This window comes from Vibrio genomosp. F10 str. ZF-129 (assembly GCF_000287055.2).
In the GTDB taxonomy this organism is placed as follows: Bacteria; Pseudomonadota; Gammaproteobacteria; order Enterobacterales; family Vibrionaceae; genus Vibrio.
In genome coordinates this window covers 38,823-51,534 of sequence record NZ_AJYQ02000092.1, presented here as the reverse complement: position 1 = coordinate 51,534, position 12,712 = coordinate 38,823, and the positions used below count along the sequence as shown (strand labels likewise).

Here is a 12,712-nt window from a genome sequence, read left to right as displayed (position 1 = left end):
AGAGCTTCCTCGATACGGATAAGTTGGTTGTACTTAGCAACACGGTCAGAACGGCTCATAGAACCAGTTTTGATTTGACCTGCAGCTGTACCTACCGCTAGATCAGCGATAGTTGCATCTTCAGTTTCGCCAGAACGGTGAGAGATTACTGCAGTGTAGCCAGCGTCTTTAGCCATCTTGATAGCAGCTAGAGTCTCTGTTAGAGAACCGATTTGGTTGAACTTGATAAGGATAGAGTTAGCTACGCCTTTCTCGATACCTTCAGCAAGAATCTTCGTGTTTGTAACGAACAGATCGTCACCAACGATTTGAAGCTTGTCGCCTAGAAGTTCAGTTTGGTGCTTGAAGCCATCCCAATCAGACTCGTCAAGACCGTCTTCGATAGAAACGATTGGGAAGTTGTTCGCTAGCTCAGCTAGGTAGTGGTTGAACTCTTCAGAAGTGAAAGTTTTACCTTCACCCTTCATGTTGTAGATGCCAGCTTCTTTGTCGAAGAACTCAGATGCTGCACAGTCCATAGCAAGAGTAACGTCTTTACCTAGTTCGTAACCAGCAGCTGCAACAGCTTCTGCGATAACTTCTAGAGCTTCAGCGTTAGACTTAAGGTTAGGAGCGAAACCACCTTCATCACCAACTGCAGTGCTGTAGCCTTTAGACTTAAGAACTTTAGCTAGGTTGTGGAATACTTCAGCGCCGATACGTAGACCTTCTTTAAGAGTCTTAGCGCCAACTGGTTGGATCATGAACTCTTGGATGTCAACGTTGTTATCAGCGTGCTCACCACCGTTGATGATGTTCATCATAGGTAGAGGCATAGAGAACTGGCCAGCAGTGCCGTTTAGCTCAGCAATGTGCTCGAATAAAGGCATGCCTTTAGCAGCAGCAGCCGCTTTAGCGTTCGCTAGAGAAACAGCTAGGATAGCGTTAGCGCCGAACTTAGATTTGTTCTCAGTTCCGTCAAGGTCGATCATCACTTGGTCAACGTCAGCTTGAGCTTTTGCGTCTTTACCAACTAGAGCTTCAGCGATTGGGCCGTTTACAGCTTCAATAGCTTTAAGAACACCTTTACCTAGGAAACGGGATTTGTCACCGTCACGCAGCTCAAGAGCTTCGCGAGAACCAGTAGATGCGCCAGATGGAGCAGCAGCCATACCTACGAAACCGCCTTCTAGGTGTACTTCAGCTTCTACAGTTGGGTTACCACGTGAATCAATAATTTCACGACCTAGAACTTTAACGATCTTAGACATTGAATGTTTCCTTCTCGTTGAATATATAAATGTCAAATTAAAAACAGCAACATAATTCTTATATCACCGCCTGTATTCCTTACTTCAAAATCTTATTTTTCAAATTCACCGCGTTGATAATCACCGGCAGCTTTTACAAAGCCTTCAAATAGTGGGTGACCATCTCGTGGGGTTGAAGTGAACTCTGGGTGGAACTGAGCGGCCACAAACCACGGGTGCTCTGGGTTCTCGATAACCTCAACTAACTTCTTGTCCGCCGACAAACCAGACACTTTTAGGCCTGCTTTTTCAATTTGTGGACGAAGGTTATTGTTCACTTCGTAACGGTGACGGTGACGTTCATGGATCGTCGCGCTACCGTAAAGCTCATAAGCTTTCGTGCCTTTCGCAAGGTGACAAAGCTGTGAACCAAGACGCATAGTACCACCTAGATCTGAAGTTTCAGTACGTTCTTCGACTTTACCTTCACCATCAACCCATTCAGTGATCAATCCTACTACAGGGTACTTCGTCTCTTTGTTAAATTCTGTTGAATGTGCGCCTTCAAGACCCGCAACATTACGTGCGTACTCGATAAGCGCCACTTGCATACCAAGACAGATACCAAGGTATGGTACTTTGTTTTCACGAGCATATTGAGCGGCTAAAATCTTACCTTCAATACCACGGTCACCAAAGCCACCAGGAACTAGAATAGCATCGAGACCTTCTAGAGTTTCAAAACCTTTCGACTCGACATCTTGTGAGTCTACATACTTAATGGTCACACTTAGGCGGTTTTTCAAGCCTGCGTGTTTTAATGCTTCATTTACTGACTTGTAAGCATCTGGAAGCTCGATGTATTTACCCACCATACCGATAGTAACTTCAGCAGTTGGGTTCGCTTCTTCATAAATAACCTGTTCCCACTCAGCAAGGTTCGCTTCTGGTGCCGTAATACCAAAGCGAGCACATACTAGGTCATCAAGACCTTGTGCTTTGATAAGTTGTGGGATTTTGTAGATAGAATCTACGTCTTTCATTGAGATAACCGCTTTTTCTTGTACATTACAGAAAAGTGCGATTTTCTTACGTTCGTTTGCAGGAATAACACGATCAGAACGACAAACCAAAATATCAGGCTGGATACCGATAGACAGAAGCTCTTTAACAGAGTGCTGAGTTGGTTTGGTTTTCACTTCGCCTGCTGCTGCCAGGTATGGAACCAGGGTCAGGTGCATGAACATCGCGCGTTCGCGGCCAAGTTCTACTGCTAGCTGACGAATCGCTTCCATAAATGGTAGAGATTCGATATCGCCTACAGTACCACCCACTTCAACGATAGCGACATCATGGCCTTCAGAACCAGCGATGACGCGATCTTTGATGGCGTTAGTGATATGAGGGATAACCTGAATCGTTGCACCTAGGTAGTCACCGCGGCGCTCTTTGCGTAGAACGTCTGCGTAAACACGACCGGCTGTGAAGTTGTTTCGCTTAGTCATTTTGGTACGAATGAAACGTTCGTAGTGACCAAGGTCAAGGTCAGTTTCAGCGCCATCTTCGGTAACGAACACTTCACCATGCTGAGTTGGACTCATCGTGCCCGGATCAACGTTGATGTAAGGGTCAAGCTTCATCATGGTCACTTTGAGGCCACGAGCTTCTAAAATAGCAGCCAAAGATGCTGCTGCAATACCTTTACCTAGAGAGGATACAACCCCGCCAGTAACAAAAATGTAATTTGTCGTCATGTTTAACCTGAAATTGGTTGAATGAGGGAAATGGACTACTTCTGGACGGGGTATAAATATACCAGAAGCCCCTTATCGCCACAACGTGAAATCTATCACACTGTGGTTTTTTATTTTTTGCTCCAAATCAAATTGTTTAACCACTTTTAAGTTAGTCAATATTCAAAATGAGTCAACTTTCACCCACTAGTAAACAGAAAATACGATTTATTCTAGATTCTTCTTCAACTTTTCTAAGCGCTTAACTTCATCCCACATAGCATCGAGTTGCTTCAAATTGAAATCCGTTAACGTCTTGTTTTTTTGATTCACCAGCCCTTCAATCTGCTGAAAACGTCGGGTAAATTTAAGGTTTGCTTTGCTTAATGCCGACTCTGGGTTTTGCCCCAAATGACGAGAAAGATTCACAACTGCAAAGAGCAAATCACCCAGTTCACTTTCTACTCGTTCTGAATCAACCTCAGCTTGCAACGCTTCTTCCATGACCTCATCAATCTCTTCATGGATCTTTCCCACAACAGGCCCTAACGTGTCCCAGTCAAAACCAAATTGAGCACATTTCTTCTGAATTTTGATCGCACGAGGAAGAGCAGGAAGCGAGTTAGGGATAGCGTCTAAAATACTATCCAATTTCAGTTCACCGTTATCGTCGAGGTTCTTCGTTCTATCTTGATTTTTAGCCGCTTTCTCTTTCGCTTTTTCAATATCCCAGTTGGCATTGATCGCTTCTTCGCTGTCAAATTGAACATCTGAAAATACATGCGGGTGACGACGAGTGAGCTTTTCATTCACCGTGTCTACCACATCTAAAAAATCAAACAGCGCTTGTTCCTTTGCGATTTGACTATAGAAAATCACTTGAAACAGAAGATCACCCAATTCTTCTTTTAAATTTGGCCAGTCTCGATTATGAATCGCATCCACCACTTCATAGGTCTCTTCTATGGTGTGAGGAATAATGGTGTCGAAGGTTTGCTTTTGGTCCCAAGGGCAGCCATTGTCAGGATCACGTAGCTTCGCCATTATTTGTTCTAACTGTTCAATTGGATGACTCATTTCTCTTATTCCTCTATACAAAAAGGTGAGCAGCCAAAACCACTCACCTCGATTCCATTATTGTCTCTGAGTTTTTTACTTGGTCGTTAGCGCTTAAACTTTCGAGGCGCCTTTGCATAGCTCGCCTATGTGATGGTGCGAGCATAACGCAGTTAGAGTGCTAAATACGACGTAAAAAATTAGCCTAGACGTTTCACGCTCATCACATCTTTCAATTGCTCTACGCGCTGGGTGACTCGGCCCAAAATCTCGATATTACTCAGCTCTAAATCAAAATCCATGATTGATAGCTGTCGCTTATAATCACTACGACTCTTCATGCTGGTGACTTTGATTTTTTCGTTCGCGAGCAACGAGGTAATATCTTTCAATAATCCGCTTCGCTCCATCGCCTCAATACGCACCGTTAAGATGTAAGATCCAACAAAGCCGCTTCCCCACACTGTATCGATGATACGCTCTGGTGCGTGGTGGTTCAGCTCCGCTAGCTGCTCACAGTCAGCTCGGTGAACGGAAATACCTCGGCCTTGAGTGATATACCCTTTAATTTCATCACCAGGAATAGGCTGACAACAACGCGCTAAATGCGTCATTAAGTTATCAACGCCCTCAACAACGACCGCATCTTTCTTTGGACGACTGTGCACAACCGGTTTATTTTCTGCCTCTTGCAATCGTTCCAGAGCTTGTTGATCTTCTTCTTCTGCAGTGGGCTTATTCACTAATGCGTTAATGTGATTAACCACCTGATTAATCCGCAAATCACCACTGCCAACCCCCGCGTAAAGCTCATCGGTTGTATTGACATTAAACCGTTTTAAGGCGTACTCCTGTGCATGTTTTAGAGTTGCACCAACCTTTGCTAATTCCGCCTCTAGAATCTCTTTACCCGCTTCTAGGTTTTTCTCTCGGCTTTGTTTTCTAAACCATGCATTGATTTTAGCGCGCGCCCGTCCTGAATGAACAAAACCTAAGGTTGGGTTTAGCCAGTCACGAGAAGGGTTAGGTTCTTTCTGGGTAATGATTTCAACTTGATCACCCATGGTGAGTTTGTGGGTAAACGGAACAATACGACCCGCAACTTTGGCACCAATGCAGCGGTGCCCAACCATTGAGTGAATGTGGTAGGCAAAATCCAGAGGCGTCGCCCCCATAGGTAAATCAACCACATCTCCGCGAGGCGTAAAGGCATAAACGCGGTCATCAAAAACTTGGCTTCGAACTTCATCCAGCATTTCACCTGAATCTGACATCTCTTCTTGCCAGTCAATCAGTTTACGCAACCAGGTGATCTTTTCGTCGTAACCGCTTCGAACCGTAGACGCGCCCTCTTTGTATTTCCAGTGAGCCGCCACACCTAGCTCAGAATCTTCATGCATCTGCTTCGTTCTGATCTGAATCTCTATGGTTTTACCTTCAGGCCCTAAAACGACGGTATGGATAGACTGATAACCATTGGGTTTTGGGTTGGCGACATAGTCGTCAAACTCGCTCGGAAGGTGTTTGTATTTCGTATGGACAACACCTAATGCGGCGTAACAATCTTGCAATTGATCGGCAATGATTCGTACGGCGCGGACATCAAAAAGCTCGTCAAACTCTAAGCTCTTTTTCTGCATTTTTCGCCAAATGCTGTAAATATGTTTAGGTCGCCCACTGACTTCAGCATTAATACTAGACACCGTCATTTCAGACGTTAAGTCATCAACAAAATCAGTAATGTACTGCTCACGGACAATGCGACGCTCCGAAAGCTGTTTAGCAATTTGTTTGTACGTTTCGGGCTGCTGGTAACGGAAAGCATAATCTTCAATTTCCCACTTTAGCTGACCGATACCCAAGCGGTTCGCCAATGGCGCGTAAATGTTGGCACACTCTTTTGCTGCCGCTCTACGCACATCATCTGGGGCCTTTTTTACTTCAATAAGATTACAAATTCGCTCAGCCAGTTTGATAACGACACAACGAAAATCGTCGACCATCGCCAATAACATCCGACGAACATTATCAACCTGATTGGAAGCGGCACTGCCCTCAAGTGTCACGTTCAACTGACCAAGCGCGGCCATTTCTTCAACGCCATCAATCAGCTTGATCGTCTCTTTGCCGTAACTCTCTTCAAAGAGTTCTCGTTCAAAGGCACCAACCGATACTAACGGGAAAAGCTGGGCAGCGACTAACGTGGCTTTATCCATAGACAAAGTCACTAAAATTTCGTTCATTTCACGCCCGCGCCATAATAGCAACTGCGCATCTTCACGACCTTCCACCACTTTTTCACAATGGCGATACACTTCTTTAAGTCGCTTGGTAATATTCTTGTCTTGTCCTAGGCTAGCCACCCAGTTATCTAAATCAAACTGCTCGTTTGGGTTTAAATGCGCGCTTCTTACCGCAACCATCTTTTCATCCTAGAAAATATTATTATGTTTTCGACTGATCTTTTGGTGATTAGTTCTTGTTGATTGGTTCTATTTTTCAAACAGAGCCATAGACTCTAAATGACTGGTATGAGGAAACATATCCAACATACCTAATTTGGTCAGTTGATAGCCCTGTTCAAGTAAGCTCTGACTATCCCTTGCAAGGGTAGCAGGATTGCAAGAAACATAAACCACGCTTTTCGCGCCAAATTGAGAAATTTGATCTACGATCCCGCTCGCTCCTGCTCTGGCTGGGTCAAGAAGAACCTTATCGAATTTTTCTTCGGCCCAAGGCTGTGTGATCAGATCCTGCTCTAAGTTTGCTTGATAAAAACGGGCATTATCCAGCGCATTGTCAATGGCGTTTTTACTCGCTTGCGCTACCATTTCTTCAACCCCCTCAACCCCCACCACTGCATTCACTTTCTGGGCTATGGGTAAGCTAAAGTTCCCCAAACCGCAGAATAGGTCGAGCACTCGGTCTTGGCTGGAAAGATCAAGCCAATCCATCGCTTGCTCAACCATTTTGGCATTTACTTCTTGGTTTACCTGAATAAAGTGATTAGGCATAAAAGACATCTTAACCCCTGCATCCTGGTAATAAGCTGGCTCCCCTGTGACTAAATCCAACTGATCATTGCTTGGCATTAAGTACAGAGTCGCCTGATGTCGCTGTGCCAGTTCCGTCAAAGCATGGCTATCTTTTTCTGCTAACAGTTGAAGATGGCGCAATACCAATACAATACCATTATCCGCCTTGACCAATTCGACATGACCCAATGTTTCTGGCTTTTTAAACTGAGAAAGGAGTGATTTCAGTTCTGGCAGCAATGCACTTAAAGAAGGTTCAAGCACCCCACAATGGTCGATATTTACGATCTGTTTACTCTGTTTTTTTCTAAAACCAAACTGAAGCTTTCGCGTTTTTTTGTCCACAAAGACGCTGATTCGTGCACGGCGTCGATACCCTTTGTCATCACCAGACAGCATGGGAGATAAAGCCAGTTCTTGTCCTGCGAACTTACTCATGAGCTGGCTAAGTGACTGCTGTTTATATTCACGTTGTGCTGAATGCTCTAAGTGCTGTAAGTTACAACCGCCACACTCTTTATAGTAAGAGCAAAATGGATCCACACGCTGATCGCTAGGCTCAAGGACTTTTATCAATTGGGCTCGAGCAAATTTACTCTTACTTTCCGTTAGCTGAACCACTACTTTTTCACTTGGCAACGCTTGATCGATAAAAACAGGCTTTTTATTGAGGAAAGCGATTCCCGAGCCGAGGTTATCGAGCTTTTCAACCAATACTGACTGATGCTTTGTTTCTATTTGAGTTTTCTTTTTGGGTTGGAAAAAACGTGCCATGCGCTAAGTGCCTAAAGTCATTACTGCTGATTAATTTACCCCCAGTATCACTATTTCTCACTGGGTATATTGTCGAATGGTGTCGACTTGATTAAGCTAGCAAATTAGCTTAATAATTCGCTTTGCGGGTTATTTTCCCATATCCAACCCGCGATGTTTAGATAATAATGACTAGATATGGTTTACGAGCGCGAGTTATTACTCTTACTCTCGCGCCAACCCTAATAATTGGCTTGTTACTCAGTAGTTTCTTTTCTTTTAATCGTTACCACGATCTCGAGACACAAGTCATTCAATCTGGGTTAAATATAATAGAACCTTTGGCGATCGCCAGTGAAGACGGCATGCGCAACCAAAGCCATGAGGCCGTGCGACGCCTCATTAGTTACTCTCATCGAAAAAATTCCAAGTTTGTTCGAAGTATTGCTGTTTTTGACGCAAAACATGAACTGTTTGTGACGTCAAATTTCCACCCTAATTTTGAGTCGCTGACTTTCCCTAAAGAGCAGGCAATACCTCTTCATAGCTCTTCGCTGCTGAATGATAACTCTCTTATTTTACGAACCCCTATTTTGCCTGAATCACGATTGGCCATCGCGACAGAATTGGAAGGTGAAGGGGAAAGCCAGGCATTCGGTTACATCGCAATCGAGCTGGATCTTTCTTCTTTGCGCCTTCAGCAATATCAAGAGATTCTGCTTTCTGTATTAATTCTGCTGCTTGGACTAGGGCTTTCGGCCATCTTTGCAATGCGCTTGATGCACGATGTGACGCGTCCTATCGAGCACATGAAAAATATGATTCAGCGTATTCGTCGCGGACACATTGATGTGCGTATCGAAGGTAAGATGCACGGCGAATTGGACTCATTGAAAAATGGCATCAATGCCATGGCGGAATCCCTGTCGGCCTACCACAGTGAAATGCAGCACAGCATTGATCAGGCTACGTCGGATCTTCGAGAAACACTTGAGCAGTTAGAAATTCAGAACGTAGAGTTAGATATTGCGAAGAAACGGGCTCAAGAAGCGGCGCGAGTAAAATCGGAGTTTCTTGCCAATATGTCCCACGAACTGAGAACACCGCTAAATGGTGTGATTGGTTTCACCAGACAGATGCTCAAAACTCAGTTAACCAACAGCCAAACAGATTACCTACAGACTATTGAAAAATCGGCCAATAACCTGTTGAGCATTATCAATGATATTTTGGATTTTTCTAAACTGGAAGCTGGAAAACTGGCACTCGAAAATATCCCATTTGAATTCCAAGACAGCCTTGAAGAAGTCGTTAATCTACAGGCGACATCGGCTCACGAAAAAGGCTTAGAATTGACGCTCAAAGTCGATCCTAAAATCCCCGTTGGTCTGGTGGGCGATCCCCTGCGAATTCAGCAAGTACTGACCAATCTGGTGGGCAACTCCATTAAATTTACGGAACGAGGCAATATCGATATCAGTGTTGAGCTTCGTTCACAAAAAGATGACATGGTTGAATTGCAGTTTATGGTCAAAGATACCGGTATAGGTATCTCTGAGCGACAACAGGCGCAATTATTCCAAGCCTTTAGCCAAGCTGATGCGAGTATTTCACGTCGCTATGGCGGTACGGGGCTTGGTTTGGTTATTACCCAAAAACTGGTCAGTCAGATGGGGGGAGAAATCAGCCTAACCAGCCGCTTGCACCAAGGCTCAACCTTTTGGTTTACCTTGAGACTTCATGCTACCGATATGCCATTGAGCGCTCTCATCGATTCTAAGGTCTTAGAACAACAGCATTTATTGCTCATTGAGCCGAACATGCAAGCCGCCTCGGTGATCCAGCAAACGCTGATTCAAGAAGGCTTAATTGTCACTTATCGCTCGTCGATGCCAGAAGAGAATGAACGCTATGATTACGTTATTCTCAACCTAGCACCGAATAAAAATGCCTCTGTGGACACCATTGCAGAATGGGTAGAAAAAGCCAAGACCGTGTCTCCTAACGTAATTGTAGGGACGCCAAGTACCGAATTGGCTCTGGCCGATCATCTTATTCAAACTCATGATGTTCAATGTATTACCAAGCCTTTGTCTCGCAAAAAGCTCCTCCAAACAATGATAGCGAATCAACCGCCAACGCTGTTACCGGCCATAGAGCAGACTTACCATGAGACGCTACCCTTAAAGGTCATGGCTGTTGACGATAATCCCGCGAACTTGAAACTGATTACTGCGCTACTGCAAGAGCGTGTGGAAAGTATCATCGCTTGTACCAACGGTAAAGATGCGGTGCAGCAAGCGGAGAATCATGCCTTTGATATCGTACTTATGGATATTCAAATGCCTCATATGGATGGCGTAACGGCATGCCATAAAATCAAACAAACTGAGCTCAACGCCAACACACCTGTTGTTGCCGTCACGGCCCACGCAATGGCAGGTGAAAGAGAACGTCTACTTAATGCTGGCATGGATGATTACTTAACAAAACCGATTGAAGAACACGTATTGCAGCAGGTTTTGGTTCATTGGAATCCAAACACCTCAGAGAGTGACGTAGAGAAACTCGATATTTCCCCGTCGGATAACAACATTAACCCGCCGCCGGTGACCGATACGAAGCGTTTGGATGATACAACGAGTAACCAAACTATTATCATTGACTGGCAAGCCGCGTTAAAACAAGCCGCAAATAAAGAAGATTTAGCAAAAGAGATGCTCACCATGCTAGTGAGTTATATTCCTGAAGTGAATGGGTACATTAATGCGGCGTTAGAAGACGACCAAGAAGAGACACACGATCTTATTCATCATATTCATAAGTTGCACGGAAGTTGCTCTTATTGTGGTGTCCCTAAACTTAAACATGTTTGTGCCACTCTTGAAACAGCACTTCGTTCAGGGAAGAGTATCGAAGAGGTCGAACCTGAGCTGTTTGAGCTTCAAGATGAAATGGATAAAGTACTAGCCTCGGCTAAATTGCACTTAGAGGATTAAGATTCTAGCAGAACCGTTGCTACTGCATACCGACGTTCATCTGAAATCGTCAGGTGAATGTGGGTTACCCCCATTTTTTCTGACAGTTCGAGAGCTTTGTTAGAAAGAGATAACATCGGTTTGCCGAGTTGATCGTTACTGATAGTGAAATCTTGAAATGATACGCCTTGAGCAATGCCCGTACCCAGCGCTTTTGATGCTGCTTCTTTAGCGGCAAAACGCTTGGCTAAAAAGCGCCCTTTCTGTTTTAACCCCCGATACGATTCCATCTCAGAATTCGTCAGTATTCTTTGTGCAAAAGCCTCTCCTGAACGGGAGAGGGCTTTTTCAATGCGTTCAATCTCGGCAATATCGGTTCCTAAACCAAGAATGGACATCGCTTTTAACCTCGAGCTGCTTGCATGATGGCTTTCATGTCTGCAACCGATTTAGATAAACCATCAAACACCGCTCTGCCCATAATGGCGTGACCGATATTCAGTTCATAAATCTCAGGCAAAGCCGCAATAGGAGCGACATTGTGATACGTCAAACCATGTCCAGCATTAACAATAATGCCTAAGTCATCGGCGTAGCTCGCAGCAGCGGCAATCTTTTTCAATTCATCTTGTTGGTCAGCTTCGGTTTTTGCTTCGGCATAATGACCGGTGTGCAATTCGATGTAAGGAGCTCCGGTCGCTTTTGCTGCGTCGATTTGTTCTCTATCGGCATCAATGAACAAAGAAACCTTAATACCCGCATTGGTCAATTTTTCTGTTGCTGCTTTAATTTTCTCTAGCTGACCTGCGACATCTAATCCACCTTCCGTTGTCAGCTCTTCACGTTTTTCAGGCACAAGACAAACAAACTCTGGTTTTGTTTCTAATGCAATATCCACCATTTCATCAGTCACGGCCATTTCTAGGTTCATTCGTGTTTGCAGCGTTTCACGTAAAAGGCGAACATCACGATCGACAATATGACGGCGATCTTCACGAAGGTGAATGGTAATGCCATCGGCTCCTGCGCGCTCAGCAATTTCAGCGGCATGGACGGGATCGGGGTACTTAGTGCCACGTGCGTTGCGTAAAGTAGCAATATGATCGATGTTTACCCCAAGATAAATTGAGCTCATTTTCCAATACTCCTTGCTTTGGGAATGCCTACTCGAGGTAAGAACAATTCCCGGCTTTTTAATGGTTTGCCGCCAAGATAAGGCTTTAAGGCTATTCGTGTAAAGCGTTTTGCTGCTTTCAGCTGCTCTTTGGTGGTAAATCGACGTTCACTGATCGCAATTAGCTCATCACCTAAAAATGAAAAGTGGTCTTTTCTCACCGAGGCAATAAACCCTTGTTGTTCACGATACCGATAAGTCATGGTGGGTTCAACAAGCTCTCCTGTTCCCGCACAATGCATAAAATCGACCCCATATCCGAGAGCTGAGAGCAAGGCGAGTTCAAAACGCCTTAATGCGGGCTCTGGGTTATCGCTTTGTGCTAACTCGGTCAGTGCGTGCAGGTAGTCATGAAACAAAGACGGCATGGCAACTTCGGCAACAAGAACCCGCCCAACAAGCTCATTAACGTACATCGCAGAATACAGGTTAATACCAGATAGTGGCAGACCTAGGCTGATGGGTTCCGCTTGACGAAGGGTTTTCATTGAACTATTACCCGACCACTTCAACAAGAGAGGCGTAAAAGGTTGTAGAGCACCTTTTAAATTAGAACGCTTGCTACGAGCCCCTTTAGACATCAAAGTGACTCGGCCATACTCTTCGCTAAACACATCGAGGATTAAGCTTGATTCACTGTAAGGGCGACGGTGCAATACAAAACACCGCTGCAGTCCTTCACTCATACCGCCACCCTATTAAAGATACAAAAAGAGAGAGTTAATACTCTCTCTTTTATCTAGCAAAAACAAAT

The 12,712-nt window shown here is 44.6% G+C and carries 9 protein-coding genes; 1 reads left to right on the top strand and 8 read right to left on the bottom strand.

Annotated features, from left to right (window positions below; translation table 11 throughout):
• The 5 genes from eno to rlmD all read right to left on the bottom strand — a co-directional run.
• Nucleotides 1-1,250, bottom strand: a 1,250-nt coding sequence (gene eno, locus A1QO_RS10350) for a phosphopyruvate hydratase (protein ID WP_017041013.1), incomplete at its 3' end; no start/stop codon positions are given.
• Nucleotides 1,251-1,342: 92 nt separating this feature from the next.
• Nucleotides 1,343-2,983 carry a CTP synthase gene (locus tag A1QO_RS10345; RefSeq protein WP_017036587.1) on the bottom strand — a complete coding sequence of 547 codons (1,641 nt, stop codon included), beginning with the start codon at nucleotides 2,981-2,983 and terminating at the stop codon, nucleotides 1,343-1,345.
• A 207-nt stretch (nucleotides 2,984-3,190) separates the two neighbouring features.
• Complete coding sequence (gene mazG / locus A1QO_RS10340) at nucleotides 3,191-4,039, bottom strand: nucleoside triphosphate pyrophosphohydrolase (RefSeq protein WP_017041012.1); 849 nt, start codon at nucleotides 4,037-4,039, stop codon at nucleotides 3,191-3,193.
• A gap of 179 nt (nucleotides 4,040-4,218) precedes the next feature.
• Nucleotides 4,219-6,441, bottom strand: coding sequence for a GTP diphosphokinase (relA, locus tag A1QO_RS10335; RefSeq protein WP_017036585.1), 2,223 nt, complete (start codon nucleotides 6,439-6,441; stop codon nucleotides 4,219-4,221).
• 69 nt (nucleotides 6,442-6,510) lie between these two features.
• A complete protein-coding gene (gene rlmD, locus A1QO_RS10330) occupies nucleotides 6,511-7,827 on the bottom strand; it encodes a 23S rRNA (uracil(1939)-C(5))-methyltransferase RlmD (RefSeq protein WP_017041011.1) in 1,317 nt (438 codons plus the stop codon).
• Between the two features lie 167 nt (nucleotides 7,828-7,994).
• Here rlmD and barA point away from each other — a divergent pair, with 167 nt between their 5' ends.
• A complete protein-coding gene (gene barA / locus A1QO_RS10325) occupies nucleotides 7,995-10,805 on the top strand; it encodes a two-component sensor histidine kinase BarA (RefSeq protein ID WP_017041010.1) in 2,811 nt (936 codons plus the stop codon).
• On the opposite strand, the gene acpS is transcribed toward barA, so the two are convergent.
• The 3 genes from acpS to recO are packed head-to-tail and all read right to left on the bottom strand — an operon-like array spanning nucleotide 10,802 to nucleotide 12,644.
• On the bottom strand, nucleotides 10,802-11,182 hold the full coding sequence (gene acpS, locus A1QO_RS10320; protein ID WP_017036582.1) for a holo-ACP synthase: 381 nt from the start codon (nucleotides 11,180-11,182) through the stop codon (nucleotides 10,802-10,804). The two genes, barA and acpS, sit on opposite strands and share 4 nt — an antisense overlap.
• 5 nt (nucleotides 11,183-11,187) lie before the next feature.
• A complete protein-coding gene (pdxJ, locus tag A1QO_RS10315; RefSeq protein WP_017041009.1) occupies nucleotides 11,188-11,919 on the bottom strand; it encodes a pyridoxine 5'-phosphate synthase in 732 nt (243 codons plus the stop codon).
• Nucleotides 11,916-12,644 carry a DNA repair protein RecO gene (gene recO, locus A1QO_RS10310; protein ID WP_017036580.1) on the bottom strand — a complete coding sequence of 243 codons (729 nt, stop codon included), beginning with the start codon at nucleotides 12,642-12,644 and terminating at the stop codon, nucleotides 11,916-11,918. The genes pdxJ and recO overlap by 4 nt, the downstream gene beginning before the upstream one ends.
• Between the last annotated feature and the right edge of the window lie 68 nt (nucleotides 12,645-12,712).

What these genes read in the sequence shown, in the direction of transcription:
- A1QO_RS10345 (WP_017036587.1), bottom strand. Translation starts at nt 2,983, where the DNA reads ATGACGACAAATTACATTTTTGTTACTGGCGGGGTTGTATCCTCTCTA.
- mazG (WP_017041012.1), bottom strand. Translation starts at nt 4,039, where the DNA reads ATGAGTCATCCAATTGAACAGTTAGAACAAATAATGGCGAAGCTACGT.
- relA (WP_017036585.1), bottom strand. Translation starts at nt 6,441, where the DNA reads ATGGTTGCGGTAAGAAGCGCGCATTTAAACCCAAACGAGCAGTTTGAT.
- rlmD (WP_017041011.1), bottom strand. Translation starts at nt 7,827, where the DNA reads ATGGCACGTTTTTTCCAACCCAAAAAGAAAACTCAAATAGAAACAAAG.
- barA (WP_017041010.1), top strand. Translation starts at nt 7,995, where the DNA reads ATGACTAGATATGGTTTACGAGCGCGAGTTATTACTCTTACTCTCGCG.
- acpS (WP_017036582.1), bottom strand. Translation starts at nt 11,182, where the DNA reads ATGTCCATTCTTGGTTTAGGAACCGATATTGCCGAGATTGAACGCATT.
- pdxJ (WP_017041009.1), bottom strand. Translation starts at nt 11,919, where the DNA reads ATGAGCTCAATTTATCTTGGGGTAAACATCGATCATATTGCTACTTTA.
- recO (WP_017036580.1), bottom strand. Translation starts at nt 12,644, where the DNA reads ATGAGTGAAGGACTGCAGCGGTGTTTTGTATTGCACCGTCGCCCTTAC.